At 64.6% G+C, this 16,603-nt stretch carries 20 protein-coding genes; 4 read left to right on the forward strand and 16 right to left on the reverse strand.

Features of this window, described 5'->3' with window-relative positions; translation table 11 throughout:
- Positions 1–40 precede the first annotated feature (40 nt).
- Positions 41–592 carry a hypothetical protein gene (locus tag M2650_RS06775; protein WP_249472719.1) on the forward strand — a complete coding sequence of 184 codons (552 nt, stop codon included), beginning with the start codon at positions 41–43 and terminating at the stop codon, positions 590–592.
- A 92-nt stretch (positions 593–684) separates the two neighbouring features.
- Here M2650_RS06775 and M2650_RS06780 read toward each other — a convergent pair whose 3' ends face one another.
- A complete protein-coding gene (locus tag M2650_RS06780) occupies positions 685–1,179 on the reverse strand; it encodes a peptidylprolyl isomerase (RefSeq protein ID WP_249472721.1) in 495 nt (164 codons plus the stop codon).
- Positions 1,180–1,195: 16 nt separating this feature from the next.
- Positions 1,196–1,423, reverse strand: a complete 228-nt coding sequence (locus M2650_RS06785) for a hypothetical protein (protein WP_249472723.1) — start codon at positions 1,421–1,423, stop codon at positions 1,196–1,198.
- 111 nt (positions 1,424–1,534) lie between these two features.
- On the opposite strand from M2650_RS06785, the gene typA reads away from it, so the two are divergent.
- The 3 genes from typA (at position 1,535) to M2650_RS06800 (ending at position 5,745) form a co-directional block, all read left to right on the forward strand.
- A complete protein-coding gene (typA, locus tag M2650_RS06790) occupies positions 1,535–3,379 on the forward strand; it encodes a translational GTPase TypA (RefSeq protein ID WP_249472725.1) in 1,845 nt (614 codons plus the stop codon).
- Between the two features lie 10 nt (positions 3,380–3,389).
- Positions 3,390–3,857: a DUF2127 domain-containing protein gene (locus tag M2650_RS06795; RefSeq protein WP_249472727.1), complete on the forward strand. Its 468-nt coding sequence runs from the start codon at positions 3,390–3,392 to the stop codon at positions 3,855–3,857.
- A 253-nt stretch (positions 3,858–4,110) separates the two neighbouring features.
- Positions 4,111–5,745: an amidase gene (locus M2650_RS06800; RefSeq protein ID WP_425602532.1), complete on the forward strand. Its 1,635-nt coding sequence runs from the start codon at positions 4,111–4,113 to the stop codon at positions 5,743–5,745.
- Positions 5,746–6,050: 305 nt separating this feature from the next.
- On the opposite strand, the gene M2650_RS06805 is transcribed toward M2650_RS06800, so the two are convergent.
- The 14 genes from M2650_RS06805 to rplF form a co-directional block, all read right to left on the reverse strand.
- Positions 6,051–7,121, reverse strand: coding sequence for a WD40/YVTN/BNR-like repeat-containing protein (locus tag M2650_RS06805; RefSeq protein ID WP_249472729.1), 1,071 nt, complete (start codon positions 7,119–7,121; stop codon positions 6,051–6,053).
- A gap of 193 nt (positions 7,122–7,314) precedes the next feature.
- On the reverse strand, positions 7,315–8,709 hold the full coding sequence (locus tag M2650_RS06810; protein WP_249472730.1) for a class II 3-deoxy-7-phosphoheptulonate synthase: 1,395 nt from the start codon (positions 8,707–8,709) through the stop codon (positions 7,315–7,317).
- A gap of 81 nt (positions 8,710–8,790) precedes the next feature.
- Entirely contained in the window at positions 8,791–9,285 is a 495-nt protein-coding gene (locus tag M2650_RS06815; RefSeq protein WP_249472732.1) for a disulfide bond formation protein B, read from the reverse strand.
- A 232-nt stretch (positions 9,286–9,517) separates the two neighbouring features.
- The gene (gene rplQ / locus M2650_RS06820; RefSeq protein ID WP_249472734.1) at positions 9,518–9,889 is read right to left on the reverse strand and encodes a 50S ribosomal protein L17; all 372 of its coding nucleotides are present in this window, start codon (positions 9,887–9,889) and stop codon (positions 9,518–9,520) included.
- A 183-nt stretch (positions 9,890–10,072) separates the two neighbouring features.
- On the reverse strand, positions 10,073–11,071 hold the full coding sequence (locus M2650_RS06825; RefSeq protein ID WP_137266172.1) for a DNA-directed RNA polymerase subunit alpha: 999 nt from the start codon (positions 11,069–11,071) through the stop codon (positions 10,073–10,075).
- A gap of 145 nt (positions 11,072–11,216) precedes the next feature.
- Positions 11,217–11,846, reverse strand: coding sequence for a 30S ribosomal protein S4 (rpsD, locus tag M2650_RS06830; RefSeq protein WP_137266173.1), 630 nt, complete (start codon positions 11,844–11,846; stop codon positions 11,217–11,219).
- A 19-nt stretch (positions 11,847–11,865) separates the two neighbouring features.
- Entirely contained in the window at positions 11,866–12,258 is a 393-nt protein-coding gene (rpsK, locus tag M2650_RS06835) for a 30S ribosomal protein S11 (protein WP_249472736.1), read from the reverse strand.
- 15 nt (positions 12,259–12,273) lie between these two features.
- Positions 12,274–12,630 (reverse strand): 30S ribosomal protein S13, encoded by a 357-nt coding sequence (rpsM, locus tag M2650_RS06840; RefSeq protein ID WP_249472737.1) that lies wholly within the window; start codon positions 12,628–12,630, stop codon positions 12,274–12,276.
- Positions 12,631–12,899: 269 nt separating this feature from the next.
- Positions 12,900–14,240 carry a preprotein translocase subunit SecY gene (gene secY, locus M2650_RS06845; RefSeq protein WP_249474269.1) on the reverse strand — a complete coding sequence of 447 codons (1,341 nt, stop codon included), beginning with the start codon at positions 14,238–14,240 and terminating at the stop codon, positions 12,900–12,902.
- Between the two features lie 91 nt (positions 14,241–14,331).
- Positions 14,332–14,772, reverse strand: coding sequence for a 50S ribosomal protein L15 (gene rplO / locus M2650_RS06850; protein ID WP_283254629.1), 441 nt, complete (start codon positions 14,770–14,772; stop codon positions 14,332–14,334).
- A gap of 5 nt (positions 14,773–14,777) precedes the next feature.
- A complete protein-coding gene (gene rpmD / locus M2650_RS06855) occupies positions 14,778–14,981 on the reverse strand; it encodes a 50S ribosomal protein L30 (RefSeq protein ID WP_249472739.1) in 204 nt (67 codons plus the stop codon).
- Positions 14,974–15,513 carry a 30S ribosomal protein S5 gene (rpsE, locus tag M2650_RS06860; protein ID WP_249472741.1) on the reverse strand — a complete coding sequence of 180 codons (540 nt, stop codon included), beginning with the start codon at positions 15,511–15,513 and terminating at the stop codon, positions 14,974–14,976. Before rpsE ends, rpmD begins: the two co-directional genes overlap by 8 nt.
- A 164-nt stretch (positions 15,514–15,677) precedes the next feature.
- On the reverse strand, positions 15,678–16,031 hold the full coding sequence (rplR, locus tag M2650_RS06865; protein ID WP_249472743.1) for a 50S ribosomal protein L18: 354 nt from the start codon (positions 16,029–16,031) through the stop codon (positions 15,678–15,680).
- A gap of 32 nt (positions 16,032–16,063) precedes the next feature.
- Positions 16,064–16,591 (reverse strand): 50S ribosomal protein L6, encoded by a 528-nt coding sequence (gene rplF / locus M2650_RS06870; protein WP_249472745.1) that lies wholly within the window; start codon positions 16,589–16,591, stop codon positions 16,064–16,066.
- Positions 16,592–16,603: the final 12 nt, after the last annotated feature.

Consider the following 16,603-nt stretch of genomic DNA (forward strand, 5'->3'; position numbering starts at 1 on the left):
GCTCCGTAGAACGGGGCTTGCCCCGCCGCTTCTGGCCCTCTTGCTGACCGTTCTGCTCGCGGCCTGCGCCTCCGGCGGCGAACGCTTGGTCAAGCCCGGCCCCAACCCCGCCGGCAAGAACCTCGCGATCGACAGCGAAATGGAATGGACGCGCATTTCCGGCACGCGTTTCCAGTTGTGGACCATGGACGGCGAACTGCTCAACCGCCTCTATCTGATCCCCGCGGTGCGCGAACGCGAATACATCTTCCTGGGCAGCCGCCAGACCAAGCGCCGGCCGGACGGCCCCTTCTTCAAACCCGGCATGCGCGCCGATGAACTGCGCGACTTGATCGTGGACGGCCTGCTGGCCTCCGGTGCGATCAACGTTTCGGCCAGCGATCTGCGTCCGGTCACGTTCGGCCGGCACGAAGGCCTGCGGTTCGAGATGACGCTGGCCAACCAGGAAGGCCTGAAATACCAGGCCATGGCGGCGGCGTTCGAACACGACCGCGAACTGGCCCTGGCGATCTTCATGGCGCCCAGCGAGTACTACTACCCGCGCGATGCGCAGAAGGTCGACCGGATGCTCGGCACGCTGCGCTGGAAATAGCCTCTTTTCTTGTGGGAGCGGCTTCAGCCGCGAGCTTTTAAACGATCATCGATGCATGAAAAGCTCGCGGCTGAAGCCGCTCCCACAATGGATCAAGCCGCGAGGATCTTGTTCCACTCCGCCACGCGATCGGCCTTCGCGGCCAGCACCGCATCGGCGTCGCCTTCGATCGTCACCGACTTGATCGTGTCGCCCTGCTTCACCGCATCGACCGCTTCGATGCCGGACACGACCTTGCCGAACACCGTGTGCTTGCCGTCCAGCCAGGGCGTGGCGACGTGGGTGATGAAGAACTGGCTGCCGTTGGTGTTGGGGCCGGCATTGGCCATCGACAGCACGCCGCGCTCGTGGCCGATGCCGTTCTTGGCCTCGTCCTCGAACTTGTAGCCCGGGCCGCCGGTACCGGTGCCCTGCGGGCAGCCGCCCTGGATCATGAAGTCGGGAATCACCCGGTGGAAGTTGAGGCCGTTGTAGAAGCCGCGCTTGGCCAGATTGACGAAATTGGCCACGGTCAGCGGCGCCTTGTCGGGGTACAGCTCGATCTTGATCGGGCCGCGGTCGGTGTCGAAGGTGGCGAAAAGGGACATGGGAACTCCAGGTTCGTTAATGTGAACGGCGGTGCGCCAGCACCAGGCGGACGGCAATGATGGACCCCATCGCAATGATGGCGCCGCCGAACACCAGCAGTGGCACCTTGATGGCTGCCGGCAACCCCGGAATCAAGGGGGCCTGAGGTGCGTAATGCAGGTTGAGGCCCAGGGCCAGGCTAACCATGCCGATCAGGTCGAGGAAGATCAGCCAGAACGGGGGTCGCCAGGGCGTGGTCGGCACGAAAATTCCTGATCCTGCAAGGACATGGACGCAAACGAACGGCTATAATAACCGGCTTCCCTAACCGACCTTCGCGCCTGGCCCTTAAAGCTACTGAGCGCAACCCTCGTCATGTCCATCGAACGCCTCCGCAATATCGCCATCGTCGCCCACGTCGACCACGGCAAGACCACTCTCGTCGACCAGCTGCTCAAGCAGTCGGGCACGTTCAGCGATCGCACGGTCACCACCGAGCGGATGATGGACAGCAACGATCTGGAAAAGGAACGCGGCATCACGATCCTGTCCAAGAACACGGCGATCCGCTGGAAGTCCCCGGCCGGCGAGGAATACCGCATCAACATCGTCGACACCCCCGGCCACGCCGATTTCGGCGGCGAAGTGGAGCGCGTGCTGTCGATGGTCGACTCGGTGCTGATCCTGGTCGACGCGATGGACGGCCCGATGCCGCAGACCCGCTTCGTGACCCAGAAAGCGTTCGCGATGGGCTTCAAGCCGATCGTGGTGGTCAACAAGGTCGACCGCCCCGGCGCGCGCCCGGATTGGGTGCTGGACCAGACCTTCGACCTGTTCGACCGCCTCGGCGCCACCGACGAGCAACTCGATTTCCACACCGTCTACGCCTCGGCGCTGCACGGTTACGCGGGCCTGGAACCGACCGTGCGCGAAGGCGACATGACGCCGCTGTTCCAGACCATCGTCGACCACGTCGCGCCGCCGCCGGTGGACCTGGACGGCCCGTTCCAGATGCGCATCACTTCGCTCGACTACAGCAACTACGTCGGCATCATCGGCGTGGGCCGCGTGCAGCGCGGCAAGATCAAGACCAACCAGCAGGTCACCGTCGTCGACCGCGAAGGCAAGACCCGCAACGCCAAGGTGCTGCAGGTGCTCGGCTTCCTCGGCTTGGAACGCCATGAAGTGAAGGAAGCGCAGGCCGGCGACATCATCGCGATCTCCGGCATCGAAGGCCTGGGCATTTCCGATACGGTCTGCGACACTTCGGCGCCCGAGCAGTTGCCGGTGCTGACCGTCGACGAGCCGACCATTTCGATGACCTTCCAGGTGAACGATTCGCCGTTCGCCGGCACCAAGGACCGCAGCGGCGGCAAGTTCCTGACTTCGCGCCAGTTGCGCGACCGGCTGAACCGCGAAACCCAGCACAACGTCGCGCTCAAGGTCGAAGACACCGCCGATGCCGACAAGTTCAAGGTCAGCGGCCGCGGCGAGCTGCACCTGTCGATCCTAATCGAAACCATGCGCCGCGAAGGCTACGAGCTGGCCGTGTCGCGCCCGGAAGTGATCGTCAAGCAGATCGACGGCGTCGCGCAGGAACCCTACGAGCAACTGGTCGTGGACCTGGAAGAGCAGTTCCAGGGCGGCGTGATGTCGCGCCTGGGCGAGCGCAAGGCGCAGCTGACCAACATGGAACCGGACGGCAAGGGCCGCGTGCGCATCGAATTCATGATCCCGGCGCGCGGATTGATCGGTTTCCAGACCGAATTCCGCACGATCACCGCCGGCACCGGCCTGCTGTTCCACGTGTTCGACCATTACGGCCCGAAGGCCGAAGGCGACATCGGCCAGCGCCAGAACGGCGTGCTGATCTCCAACGGCACCGGACCCTCCCCGGCCTATGCGCAGATCGCGATGCAGGAACGCGGCCGCCTGTTCATCGAGCCGGGCGAGGAGATCTACGAAGGCCAGATCGTCGGCATCAACAGCAAGGACAACGACCTCACCGTCAATGCCCTGCGCGGCAAGCAGCTGACCAACTTCCGCGCGTCCGGCAAGGACGACGACGAAGGCCTGATCCCGCCGATCAAGTTCTCGCTGGAACAGGCGCTGGAATTCATCGACGACGACGAACTGGTCGAGATCACGCCCAAGGCGATCCGCCTGCGCAAGAAGCAACGCACCGAAGTGGACCGCAAGCGCGCCTCGCGCGCCGCGTAAGCTTCGAAGGATGACCGAGCAGCGCTACAACCCGGATCCGCACGCGCATCCGGGGCTGCATGTCATCGCCGTCGTCGAAGCGCTCAAAGGCGCGCTGGCCGTTCTGGCGGCGAGCGGGCTGGAATTGCTGGGTCCCGCGCCGCTGCGGCATGGGGTGGACCTGCTGATCGCCAAATTCCAACTCGATCCCGATCACGGCGCGATGGCCTGGCTGGCGAATGCGATCAGCCCGCACTCCGTGCATCTGGCCGCCGCCGGCGTCTTGTTCTACGGCATCGTCCATCTGGTCGAAGCCTGGGGCTTGTGGCGCGCCAAGGTCTGGGCTTCGTGGCTCGGCTGCCTGGCGGCCGCCGCCTACCTTCCTTTCGATATCTATGCGGTTTTCCACCATCCCGGCTGGCTGTCGGTGGCGATCGTAGCCCTTAATCTGCTGGTGGTCTGGGTGCTGGGCCACGACCTCGTCAAGCGCAAGCGCTGACGTCTTGCGCTTTTTTTGTAGGAGCGGCTTCAGCCGCGAGCTTTTTCGGCCAAGCCCCGATAGGGCAAGGTCAAGAGCTCGCGGCTGAAGCCGCTCCTACAAAAGCCCTCCCCGCAAAGGCACCCCTCAAACCCTACGGCCGGCCTATTGCCAGCCGCCCCCGGCCGCGTGATGCTGCGCGCTGCCGCGCCATCCGGCATCGGCTTCCAGGGGATCTGACATGTTCCGCAAGCCCGTATTGCTGCCGCTCGTCGTGGCCCTGACGCTGGCCGCCTGCCAGCGCGACGCATCGCAAACCGCCGCACCCGCCACGCCGGGCACCATGGCCGCACCTGCGGAAAAACCCGCGACGCCGACGGCGCAACCGGTGGCCTTCGCTTTCGAAGAAGCCGACATCGCCAGCCTGCAATCGCGCATGGACAAGGGCGAGCTGAGCAGCCATGCGCTGACCCAAGCGTATCTGGACCGCATCGCGGCGATCGACGAAGCCGGGCCGGCGCTGAATTCGGTGATCGAACTCAATCCCGATGCCTTGAAGGAAGCCGATGCGCGCGATACCGAACGCAAGGCCGGCAACAAGCGCAGCGCGCTGCACGGCATTCCGGTGCTGCTGAAGGACAACATCGACGCCACGCCGATGGCCAACTCCGCGGGCTCGCTGGCGCTGGCGAACCACAAGCCCAAGACCGATGCTTATCTGGTGCAACGTTTGCGCGAAGCGGGCGCGGTGATCCTGGGCAAGACCAATCTGAGCGAGTGGGCGAATTTCCGTTCGACGCGATCCACGTCCGGCTGGAGCGGGCGCGGCGGGCAGACCAAGAATCCGTACGCTTTGGACCGCAATCCCTGCGGCTCCAGCTCCGGCACTGGCACCGCGATCGCGGCGAATCTCGCGGCGGTCGGCATCGGCACCGAGACCGACGGCAGCATCATCTGCCCCGCCGCCGTCGCAGGCCTGGTGGGCATCAAGCCGACCGTGGGCCTAGTGAGCCGCAGCGGCATCATTCCGATCTCGCACAGCCAGGACACCGCCGGCCCGATGACGCGCACGGTCGCCGATGCGGCCGTGCTGCTGGCGGCCATTACCGGCAAAGACGACGCCGATATCGCCACGCAGGCCAATGTGGGCCGCGCGGTATTCGATTACACCGCCAACCTGAAGACCGACGGATTGAAAGGCGCCCGCATCGGCGTAGTGCGCAAGCTGATGGGCTACCAGCCCGACGTCGATGCGGCGATGGAGAAAGCGATCGTTTCGATCGAGTCTTCCGGCGCCGAAGTGGTCGACGTGGAGATCCCGACGCTCGGCAAGTGGGACGAGCCCGAATTCGAAGTGCTGCTGTACGAATTCAAGGCCGGGCTCGAGGCTTATCTCGCCAAAAGCGAAGCACCAGTGAAGACGCTCACCGAGCTGATCGAATTCAACAAGAAGAACGCCGCCGCAGAAATGCCCTATTTCGCGCAGGAAATCTTCGAAAAGGCGCAAGCCAAGGGCCCGCTGAGCGACGCGGCCTACATCGAAGCGCGCACCAAGGCGCGCAAGCTTGCCGGGCCCGAAGGCATCGGCGCCGCGCTCAAGGCGAACAAACTCGATGCGCTGATCGCGCCGTCGATGTCGCCGGCCTGGTTGACCGACCCGATCAGCGGCGACCATTTCACCGGCGCGGGCTACGGCGCCGCCGCCGTCGCCGGCACGCCCAGCATCACCGTGCCGATGGGCGACAGCCATGGCCTGCCGCTGGGCATCACCTTCATGGGTCCGGCATGGAGCGAACCGCGTTTGATCGAGTTGGCGTATTCGTTCGAACAGGCGACGAAGGCTCGCAAGGCGCCGAAGTTCTTGCCGACGGTGACGCCGCAGAACGAGATGGCGAAGGCCGTGAAGTAGCGACCAACGCAAGCGGCCCCGCTATTGCCGAAGACCGCGGCTTTTCCCCTCTCCCTTTACGGGAGAGGGACAGGCCCGAAGGGCCAGGGAGAGGGTCCGGTTTTTCTAGCGCCACAGCAGTAAGGGCAAGCACGCTTGCTTCGCTCGCGCCCCTCTCCTGCCCTTCGGGGATCCTCTCCCGCAAGGGGAGAGGAAAAAGCGGGGCGTCGTCAGTCGGCGATTCGACCGCGCAATGTGGTCCGCATAGCCGCTGGACCCAGCCTGCACCGGCTATGAGATCGATTGCGCCGACTCTCTCGCCACGATCAAGGCCGCGCTTCCCCGGAGACGCGATCAATCGGAGTCAACGCTTCGACACGCGCCAAACGGCCCTCGTTTCCGCTGGCCCAGCCAGCATCTCCGACAAAATCTATCGCGTCGTAACCGATCTTCGAAACCGTTTCCCATGACGTACCTTTCCACACATCGACGCCACTCGGGCCTACAGCGATACAGGTCGGCTGCGTTTCCGCGCACGCCACACCCGAACGATACCCTTGTGTCTTGCCAGGCGTCGAAACATTCAATTGGCTAAGTTCGCTGGCCGGAGGTTCTGTCGGGACCAGAAATCGTCTCGATTCGCTGGCGACAGCTTCGGCCTCGAAATCTCCGCCTACGACGACAAAGCCCAACCGCATCGGCATCGCCGACACCGAGAATACTCCCGCGGACTGTTTTCCAGCCGGCAAACCGCTCGGCAGTTTTCTCCAGACGCTCGCATCGTCGCTGCGTAAGTGGATATTGGCTTCTGCGCCGCCAGTCGCGACCAGTAGCGAGTCCCCAATTCGAGAGATGCACGTGCCGCTCGCAGCGAATGCCGCTTCGTCTTTGGTTGCTTTGGGGCCATCGCTCGACAGTTCCCAGCTACGGCCAGCGTCCGTCGTGGCGTATATCTGGAAACGGCCTTCGACCGGATCGCCCATCATCCAGCCCTTGTCTCCATCGAACGCCATGCAATCGAAAAACGCCCGCGGATCCTTGTTCTGCAACGCGAGCTTCCACGATTTGCCGCCATCCTCGGTGCGATAAACGCGCGAAGCCTCACCCGGCCCGATGCTCAGCACCACCGCCGTATCCGCATCGAACCCTTCCACATCGCGGAAATCGAGCTCGCCGGCATCCGGTACTTTGATCGTCTGCCAATGCTTGCCGCCATCGACCGTACGCAGCACCGTGCCTTCGCGGCCGCTGGCCCAGGCGATGTCATCGCTGACCGCGGAAATGCCGCGCAACCTTACTTTGACGCCGCTGTCTTGCGGCACGATGCGGACTTCGGCGCAGGCGGCGCCAGCCGCGAACAGCAATACGGCGGCAATCGCGATTCGGATTATGGACATGGCGCGCTCCAGCGGAATCGCGCCGAGCCTAGCACGGCTAGGCAGCCTGCTTTTGTAGGAGCGGCTTTAGCCGCGAGCTTTTCCAGGAGAGGCGAAAGCAAAGTCACTGGATTCCCGCCTTCGCGGGAATGACGGCTATGAGCAAGATCAAGAGCTCGCGGCTAAAGCCGCGCCCACAAAGAACAGAAGGAGCTCAGGCCGACGCAGGCGCCGCGATCTGCGCTTGCTTGCGCACGATCAGCATCGCCGTCTCCAGCGCCTGCTCGTAATTCAGGCGCGGATCGACTGTGGAGCGGTAAGCGCGTTCCAGGTCGATATCGGTCAGGTCCCTCGCGCCGCCGGTGCATTCGGTCACGTCCTCGCCGGTCAGCTCCAGGTGCACGCCGCCCAGGCGGGTGCCGGCCGCTGCGTGCAGATCGAAGGATTGCTCGACCTCGCTGCGGATGTTGCCGAAGCGGCGCGTCTTGTAGCCGTTACTGGTGCTCTCGGTGTTGCCGTGCATCGGATCGCAGATCCACAGCACGCGGCGGCCATCGCGCTTCACGGCATCGAGCAGCGCCGGCAATTTGTCGGCGATGTGCGCCGCGCCCATGCGGTGGATCAGGCTCAGGCGGCCTGGTTCGTCGTCCGGATTGAGCACGTCGATCAATTTCAGCAGCTGGTCCGGCGTCACCGACGGCCCGATCTTGACCGCGATCGGATTGCGGATGCCGCGGAAATACTCCACATGCGCGCCGTCGAGCGCGGCCGTGCGCATGCCGATCCACGGGAAATGCGTGCTCAGGTTGAACCAGCCCCACTGCCGCGGCACCTGCCGCGTCTGCGCTTCCTCGTACGGCAGCAGCAAGGCTTCGTGCGAAGTGTAGAAGTCGACGCGGTTGAGGTTGTGCACCTGCGCGCCGGACAGGGTTTCCATGAAGCGCACCGCGTCGCCGATGCCGGCGACCATGCGGTGGTATTCGTCGGCCAGCGGCGAATGCGTGACCCAGCCCAGGTCCCAGTACTCGGGATGGTGCAGGTCGGCGAAACCGCCGTCGATCAGCGAACGCACGAAATTCATCGTCATCGCCGAACGCGCGTGCGCCTTGATCATGCGGCGCGGATCGGGAATGCGCGCCTCCGGCGAGAATTCGGGTGCGTTGATGATGTCGCCGCGGTAGCTCGGCAGCGTGTGCTCGCCGCGCGTCTCGGTATCGGCCGAACGCGGCTTGGCGTACTGGCCGGCGAAACGGCCCACGCGCACCACCGGCAGGCGCAAGCCGTGCACCAGCACCAGGCTCATCTGCAGCAGCACTTTGAGCCGGTTGGAAATGACGTCGGAATTGCAGTCGGTGAAATTCTCGGCGCAATCGCCGCCCTGCAGCAGGAAGCGCCTGCCCTCCTGCGCTTCGGCCAGGTATTGCTTGAGCGCCAGGATTTCCCACGACGTGACCAGCGGCGGCAAAGCGCGCAGCTCCTGCTGCACCCCGGCGAGCGCGTCGGCGTCCGGATAACTCGGCTGCTGCACCGCTGGGCGCGCGCGCCAGCCGCCCGGTGTCCAATCGGTCGGCAGGTTCACGGGTTGCAGGTTGCGGTCGGGGGTCGCCATGGCTTCGTGTCGTTTGCTGCATTGCACCAACGCATCATCGCCCCAGCCAGCTTGCGCCGCAACCGTTACCGCTGCAACGGTTCAGCGGCGCCGGAAAGCGGCCCACAGCGCCCAGACGGCGAGCAGCAGGAACCACGCCAGGCTCCAGGCCGGCATCGATAGGCCGAGGAAAGTCCAGTCGACCTTGGCGCACTCGCCCGAGCCGGTCATCACCTTGCGGATGACGTCGGTCAGCGCATTGGTTTCCATCATGAATTCCAGCGGCGGCCCGCAATGCGGCACCTGGTCGGGCGGCAGATGGGTCAGCCAGACATGCCTTCCCGCGATGCCGATGCCGACGCCGGCGGCCAGCAGCGCCAGCACACCGTAGACACGCCGCCCGCCACCGCCCTTCGGCGCGTGCAAGCCGCCGATGAGGAAGACCACGCCCAGTGCGGCGAACGCGATCCGCTGGAAGATGCACAGCGGGCAAGGTTCCAGACCCAGGTGGAACTGCGAATACAGCGCGAAGCCGATCAGCGCGGCGCAGGCGACGAAGCCCAGCAGATAGGCGGAACGGAAGGAGAGTCGGTTCATGGCGGGGAACCTTAGCATGGGCCGCAAGCCGCGGATTGCCCCTCACAGACCAGCGACAGCGGCGAAAGTTGCCGGCCGCCGGCTTTTGTAGGAGCGGCTTTAGCCGCGAGCTCTTCGGCCCGGATCGCAGCGAACTGTTGGAAAGAGCTCGCGGCTGAAGCCGCTCCTACGAAAAGCAAAAAACAAAAACCCCGGCGCGAGGCCGGGGTTTTCGGTGATCGCAGCGCGAGGCTTATTCGGCCGCTTGCGGGCGGTCGACCAGTTCCACATACGCCATCGGCGCATTGTCGCCGGCGCGGAAGCCGCATTTGAGGATGCGCAGGTAACCGCCCGGGCGGTTCGCGTAGCGCGGGCCCAGCACGGTGAACAGCGTGCCGACGGCTTCCTTGTCGCGCAGGCGCGAGAAGGCCAGGCGGCGGTTGGCCACGCCGTCCTTCTTGGACAGGGTGATTAGCGGCTCTGCGACGCGGCGCAGTTCCTTGGCTTTGGGCAGCGTGGTCTTGATCAGCTCGTGCTTGATCAGCGAGGCGGCCATGTTGGTGAACATCGCATCGCGATGGGCGCTGGTGCGGCTGAATTTACGGCCGGCTTTTTGGTGGCGCATGGTTAGGATTCCTGTCGAATATTGATGCGTTGGACTTCGTTGTCGCCTTCATGGCGCTGGAGCATCGGACTGCGGTTGGTCCTGGCCGGCCTATCCTTGACCGGCGAGTCGCGGGCTGAGCCCGTCGACGTGTGTTACGCGAAACTCGAAACACGAACCCCGCCGAAGCGGGGATCGCTTACATCAGCCCATCATGCCGTGCTGCGAGATGCCGGCCGGCGGCCAGTTCTCGAGCTTCATGCCCAGCGACAAACCGCGCTGCGCCAGCACTTCCTTGATTTCGGTCAGCGACTTCTTGCCCAGGTTCGGGGTTTTGAGCAGTTCCACTTCGGTCTTCTGGATCAGATCGCCGATGTAGTAGATGCTCTCGGCCTTGAGGCAGTTGGCCGAACGCACGGTCAGCTCGAGATCGTCGATCGGGCGCAGCAGCACCGGATCCACGCCCGTGGCGACCGGCTTGGCGGCGCCGCGCTCGCGGTGGGTGAAGTCGCCGAACACGCTCAGCTGATCGGTGAGGATGTCGGCGGCGGTGCGCACGGCTTCCTCGGCGTCGATCGTGCCGTTGGTTTCGATGTCAAGCACCAGCTTGTCCAGGTCGGTGCGCTGCTCGACGCGCGCGGCTTCGACCGCGTAGGCGACGCGGCGGACCGGCGAGAACGAGGCGTCCAGCATCAGACGGCCGATGGTGCGGGTTTCTTCGTCGGGACGGCGGCGCGTGGTGGCCGGCTGGTAGCCGAAGCCGCGCTCGATCTTCAAGCGCATGTTCAGCGACGCGTCCTTGGTCAGGTGGCAGATCACGTGGTCGGGATTGAGGATCTCGACGTTGTGGTCGGTCTTGATGTCGCCCGCGGTGACCGTGCCCGGCTCCTGCTTGCTCAAGCTGAGGGTGGCGCTGTCGCCGGTGCCCATGCGGATGGCGACGTCTTTCAGGTTGAGCAGCACTTCCAGGACGTCTTCCTGCAAGCCTTCGATGGTGCTGTATTCGTGCAGCACGCCGTCGATCTCGACCTCGGTGATGGCGAAGCCGGGGATCGAGGACAGCAGCACGCGGCGCAGCGCGTTGCCGAGGGTGTGGCCATAGCCGCGCTCCAGCGGTTCGATCACGACCTTCGCGCGGTTGTCGGCGAGGCGTTCGATCTGCGGACCCTTGGGGCGCAAAACCTGGTTGGCGGTAACCGTCATGTTGTAGCGTCTCCTGCGGTGACCGACGGTGTGGGGGACGCCGGTCTTATGCTTTTGGAGCCCCCTCGTTGCGGAGGGAGCGGCCGATGCGCGTCGCGTACCGGCCAGGTTGCGGAAGCGGTCAGGCTTCCGGCTCTTGTTTCTATTACTTCGAGTACAACTCGACGATCAGCGCTTCGTTGATGTCGGCCGGCAGGTCGGCGCGGTCAGGCACCGCCTTGAACACGCCGCTGAACTTCTTGGAATCGACTTCGATCCAGGAAGGCGACAGGTCCATCGTGGCCGAAACGGTCAGGGCTTCCTGCACGCGCAACTGCTTCTGCGCGCGCTCGGACAACGCGATCGCGTCGCCGGCCTTGACCTGGTACGAAGGCAGATTGACCGGCTTGCCGTTGACCGTGACGCCGCGATGCGACACCAGCTGGCGGGCGGCAGGACGCGTGACCGCGAAACCCATGCGGTAGATCACGTTGTCCAAGCGGGTCTCGAGCAACTGCAGCAGGTTCTCGCCGGTGTTGCCCTTCTTGGTCGAGGCCTTCTTGTAATAGTTGCGGAACTGACGTTCCAGCAGGCCGTAAATACGCTTGACCTTCTGCTTCTCGCGCAGCTGGGTGGCGTAGTCGGACAGCTTGCCCTTGCGCGCAGTGGCGCCGTGCTGGCCGGGCTTCTGCTCCAGCTTGCACTTGGAGTCCAGCGCACGGGCCGGGCTCTTGAGGGACAGGTCGGCGCCTTCGCGGCGCGCGAGCTTACAGGTGGGACCGATGTAACGAGCCATTGTTCTAGTGCTCCCGGCGTCAGACGCGACGCTTCTTCGGCGGACGGCACCCGTTGTGCGGGATAGGCGTCACGTCGATGATGTTGATGATCTTGTAGCCGACGTTGTTCAACGAACGTACGGCCGACTCGCGTCCCGGGCCCGGGCCCTTGATGCGCACTTCCAGCGACTTCACGCCGTAATCCAGCGCGGCCTTGCCGGCCTTTTCGGCGGCGACCTGCGCGGCGAACGGGGTCGACTTGCGCGAACCGCGGAAACCCGCGCCGCCCGAGGTCGCCCACGACAGCGCATTGCCCTGGCGGTCGGTGATGGTGACGATGGTGTTGTTGAAAGAAGCGTGGACGTGCGCGATGCCGTCGGTGACGACGCGCTTGATCTTCTTCTTGGTTTTGGCAACTGCCGGCTTGGCCATTTTCGAATTCCTCGATTACTTCTTGATGGCCTTGCGCGGGCCCTTGCGGGTACGTGCATTGGTCCGGGTGCGCTGGCCGCGCAGCGGCAGGCCGCGACGATGGCGCAGGCCGCGGTAGCAGGCCAGGTCCATCAGGCGCTTGATGGCGATGCCGACTTCGCGACGCAGGTCGCCCTCGACCACGTACTTGCCGACTTCGGCGCGCAGGCGCTCGACTTCCGGCTCGGACAGGTCGCGGATCTTGGTCGACAAGGTCACGCCCGCATCGACGCAGACCTTCTTCGAACGGGTACGGCCGATGCCGTAGATGCTTTGTAGCCCGACCCAGACGTGTTTCTGGGCAGGCAGGTTGACACCTGCAATACGCGCCATGCGCGGATCTCCAACTGGTTAGCGGCCGGATCTATTAAATCCGGTCGAGTGAACACGAAATTCTAACAGGGTCTCGGGTTTCTAGGAAGCCCGCGGCGGCCTAAGCCTCCGCAAGCCCGGCATGGGGAGTGTGCCCATGCTCCGGCGACGAACCGGTACTGGCCGCAACCCCCAAAATCCGGGGTTCCGCCCGCCCGCGCCACTCAAGCGCAGGGCTGGTACCGGCTCACCCGCGCGCGAGACCGCCGCGCGAGTCGCCCATCTTTGGATCAGGTCCGCCCCGGGAGGCTGGCCTTGGATCCCTTGAGATTCGCCTTCTTCAACAGGCTCTCGTACTGATGCGACATCAGGTGAGCCTGGATCTGGGCGATGAAGTCCATCACCACCACGACCACGATCAGCAGCGAAGTGCCGCCGAAGTAGAACGAGGTGCCCATCTGGGTCCGCATGACTTCGGGCAGCAGGCAGACCAGCACCAGATAGGCTGCACCGGCCGCCGTCAGGCGGGTCAGCACGCCATCGATGTAGTCCGCCGTGGCCTTGCCCGGCCGGATGCCCGGGATCAGCGCGCCCGACTTCTTCAGGTTGTCCGCGGTTTCCTGCGAGTTGAACACCAGCGCGGTGTAGAAGAACGCGAAACCCACGATCAGCGCGGCGAACAGGATCATGTGCAGCGGCTCGCCCGGGTTCAGCGACTGGGTCAGCTTCTGCAGCCAGACGTTGGAGCCGGCCTGGCTGAACCAGGTCGAGGCCGTGGCCGGGAACATGATGATCGACGAGGCGAAGATCGCCGGGATCACGCCCGCCATGTTGAGCTTGAGCGGCAGGAACGAGCTCTGATTCATGTATGCGCTGCGGCCGCCCTGGCGGCGCGCGTAATTGACTGTCACCCGGCGCTGGCCGCGTTCGACGAACACCACGAAGAAGGTGAACAGCAACACGATGCCCAGGATCGCGATCACAGCGATGGTGCTGATCTCGCCGTTGCGCATCTGCTCGAACGTACCCAGCACCGCGCCAGGCAGGCCGGCCACGATGCCGGCGAAGATGATCAGCGACACGCCGTTGCCGACGCCGCGCTCGGTCACCTGTTCGCCCAGCCACATCAGGAACATGGTGCCGGCGGTCAACGCGATCACAGCGGTCAACACGAAGCCCGGGCCCGGGTTGTAGACCACGGGAATACCGCTGGTGGCGCCCGAACCCTGCAGCGCGACCGCGATGCCCGCGGCCTGGAATACCGCCAGCGGCACCGCGCCCATGCGCGACCACTGGGTGATCTTGCGGCGGCCGGATTCGCCTTCCTTCTGGATCGCCTTCAGGCTCGGAAAGATCTGTGCGCACAGCTGCACGATGATCGACGACGAGATGTAGGGCACCACGTTGAGCGCGAACAGACTGAAGCGCGACAGGGCGCCGCCGGAGAACATGTTGAACATGTCCACGATGGTGCCCTTCTGCGCGTCCATCAGCTGCAGCATGGCTTCGGGATTGACGCCCGGGACCGGGATGTAGCAGCCGATGCGGTAGACGATCAGCGCGCCCAGCACGAACAGCAAACGCTGGCGCAACTCGGTGAATTTGCCGAGTCCCGCTCCTACGCCGCCCATTGCGCTGCTGCTACGTGACATCCATTACTCCGCGGAAACGATCAACCCGAACGCTACGACTCATCCACCGAAACTACCGCGACGCGCTTGCTTACTCGCTCTCGACCTTGCCGCCGGCCGCTTCGATCGCCGCCTTGGCGCCGGCCGTGACCAGCACGCCTTTGAGTACCAGCTTCTTGGAAAGTTCGCCCTTCTTGACGATCTTGGCCTTCTTGGCCGTGCTCGGCACCAGCTTGGCGGCGCGCAGCGCGGCGAAGTCGACGGTGTCGCCTTCGATCAAATCGAGCTTGTACAGCATGACTTCGGCCGTATCGTTCTTCAGCTTGGAGCGGAAGCCGACCTTGGGCAGACGCATGTGCATCGGCATCTGGCCGCCTTCGAAGCCGGCCTTGATCTTGCCTTTGCCCGAACGCGCGAACGAACCCTTGTGGCCGCGACCTGCGGTCTTGCCCAGGCCCGAGCCGATGCCGCGGCCGACGCGGGTGCGTTCGGTGCGGGCGCCGGGGGCCGGCTTAAGCGTATTGAGTTTCATCAGAATTACTCCTCGACCTGCACCAGGTAATGGACCTTGTTGATCAGGCCGCGCACCTGCGGGCTGTCTTTCAGCTCGCGGACGTCGTTAAGTTTGTTGAGGCCCAACGCACGCACCGACAAACGGTGGCGCGCCTGCGAGCCGCGCATGCCCTTGACCAGGCGCACCTTGATGGTGCCGCCGGGCGTGGCGTCCTTCTTCTTAGCCATGGTGCAGATCCTCCACCTTCTTGCCGCGCTTGGCCGCGATCTTGGCCGGCGAGTGCATTTCGGTCAGGCCGCGCAGCGTGGCGCGCACCAGGTTGATCGGGTTGCGCGAGCCGACGGCCTTGGCCAGCACGTTCTTCACGCCCACCGCTTCCAGCACGGCGCGCATCGCGCCGCCTGCGATCACGCCGGTACCTTCGGAAGCCGGCTGCATGAAGACGTTGGCGGCGCCGTGGCGCGCCTTGACCACATGCCACAACGTGCCGTTGTTCAGGTCCACGTTGATCATGGTCTTGCGGGCGTATTCCATCGACTTCTGGATCGCGACCGGCACTTCGCGCGCCTTGCCGTAACCAAAACCGACCTTGCCGGCGCCGTCGCCCACCACCGTCAATGCGGTGAAGGTGAATTGGCGGCCGCCCTTGACGGTCTTGCTGACGCGGTTGACCGCGACCAGCTTCTCGACCATGCCGTCGTCTACTTCTTCGCGGTTGCGGTCGCGATCGCGACCCCGCTGCTCACGTTGCTCTGCCATGTTCTTTACCTATCTGATTTGGGAAATTTGCGGCTTAGCCGCTTGTAGTTGTGATGTGGATCGGATGTTTCGGCAGGCCGGAAACCCGGCATGTCGCCCGATGCAGTCCGCATCGGCAGAGGGCGAAACACAGGCGTGGGGGCGAACCCCCTCACCTTCAAGCTTTAGAACTGCAGGCCGCCTTCGCGGGCGGCATCGGCCAGCGCCTTGATGCGGCCGTGGTAGCGGTAGCCCGAGCGGTCGAAAGCGACCTTCTCGATGCCTGCAGCCTTGGCGCGCTCGGCGATGGTGCGGCCGACCTTGGCGGCGGCATCCGAATTCTTGCCGTTCTTCAGGCCTTCGCGCACGTCGGCCTGGGTGGTCGACGCAGCAGCGATCACGGTCGAACCGTCGGCGGTGAACAGCTGCGCGTACAGGTGCTGACCGGTGCGCAGCACCGACAGGCGCGGCACGTCCAGGTTGCGGATGTGCGCACGGGTCGACTTGGCGCGGCGCAGGCGGGCGATTTTCTTTTTCATGGTCTGTGTCCTCGGAAAGCTGAAGTGCGCAATTACGCCTTCTTGGCTTCCTTACGAATGATGTTCTCGCCGGCGTACTTCACGCCCTTGCCCTTGTAGGGCTCCGGCGGACGGAAACCGCGGATCTTGGCGGCAACTTCACCGACGCGCTGCTTGTCGGTGCCGCTGACCACGATCTCGGTCTGGGTCGGGGTGGCGATGCTGATGCCGTCGGGCGTCTTGAACAGTACCGGGTGCGAAAAGCCCAGGGACAGGTTCAGGTCCTTGCCCTGCATCGCGGCGCGGTAACCCACGCCGACTAGCTCGAGCTTGCGTTCGAAGCCTTGGCTCACGCCCTGCACCATGTTGGCGAGGATCGCGCGCAGGGTGCCGGCCATCGGCACCAGCTCGGCGTTGTCGGTACTGACCTGGGCGTTGCCGTCTTCGATCTTGACGTCGACGCCGGCGGGCTTAGCGATGGACAGCGTGCCCTTGGCACCCTTGACGCTGATGCTGTCGGACTGGATGGTGAGGTCGACGCCCTTAGGCAGCGCGACCGGCTTCTTGGCTACGCGGGACATGATCGTTACTCC

Source organism: Luteimonas galliterrae (assembly GCF_023374055.1).
In the GTDB taxonomy this organism is placed as follows: domain Bacteria; phylum Pseudomonadota; class Gammaproteobacteria; order Xanthomonadales; family Xanthomonadaceae; genus Luteimonas_C; species Luteimonas_C galliterrae.

Coding starts and splice junctions, on each gene's coding strand:
- rplQ (WP_249472734.1), bottom strand. CDS start 9,889: ATGCGCCACCAAAAAGCCGGCCGTAAATTCAGCCGCACCAGCGCCCAT.
- rpsM (WP_249472737.1), bottom strand. CDS start 12,630: ATGGCGCGTATTGCAGGTGTCAACCTGCCTGCCCAGAAACACGTCTGG.
- rplO (WP_283254629.1), bottom strand. CDS start 14,772: ATGAAACTCAATACGCTTAAGCCGGCCCCCGGCGCCCGCACCGAACGC.
- typA (WP_249472725.1), top strand. CDS start 1,535: ATGTCCATCGAACGCCTCCGCAATATCGCCATCGTCGCCCACGTCGAC.
- rpsE (WP_249472741.1), bottom strand. CDS start 15,513: ATGGCAGAGCAACGTGAGCAGCGGGGTCGCGATCGCGACCGCAACCGC.
- M2650_RS06780 (WP_249472721.1), bottom strand. CDS start 1,179: ATGTCCCTTTTCGCCACCTTCGACACCGACCGCGGCCCGATCAAGATC.
- rplR (WP_249472743.1), bottom strand. CDS start 16,031: ATGAAAAAGAAAATCGCCCGCCTGCGCCGCGCCAAGTCGACCCGTGCG.
- secY (WP_249474269.1), bottom strand. CDS start 14,240: ATGGGCGGCGTAGGAGCGGGACTCGGCAAATTCACCGAGTTGCGCCAG.
- rpsK (WP_249472736.1), bottom strand. CDS start 12,258: ATGGCCAAGCCGGCAGTTGCCAAAACCAAGAAGAAGATCAAGCGCGTC.
- rplF (WP_249472745.1), bottom strand. CDS start 16,591: ATGTCCCGCGTAGCCAAGAAGCCGGTCGCGCTGCCTAAGGGCGTCGAC.
- rpmD (WP_249472739.1), bottom strand. CDS start 14,981: ATGGCTAAGAAGAAGGACGCCACGCCCGGCGGCACCATCAAGGTGCGC.
- M2650_RS06810 (WP_249472730.1), bottom strand. CDS start 8,709: ATGGCGACCCCCGACCGCAACCTGCAACCCGTGAACCTGCCGACCGAT.
- rpsD (WP_137266173.1), bottom strand. CDS start 11,846: ATGGCTCGTTACATCGGTCCCACCTGTAAGCTCGCGCGCCGCGAAGGC.
- M2650_RS06815 (WP_249472732.1), bottom strand. CDS start 9,285: ATGAACCGACTCTCCTTCCGTTCCGCCTATCTGCTGGGCTTCGTCGCC.
- M2650_RS06805 (WP_249472729.1), bottom strand. CDS start 7,121: ATGTCCATAATCCGAATCGCGATTGCCGCCGTATTGCTGTTCGCGGCT.
- M2650_RS06825 (WP_137266172.1), bottom strand. CDS start 11,071: ATGACGGTTACCGCCAACCAGGTTTTGCGCCCCAAGGGTCCGCAGATC.
- M2650_RS06795 (WP_249472727.1), top strand. CDS start 3,390: ATGACCGAGCAGCGCTACAACCCGGATCCGCACGCGCATCCGGGGCTG.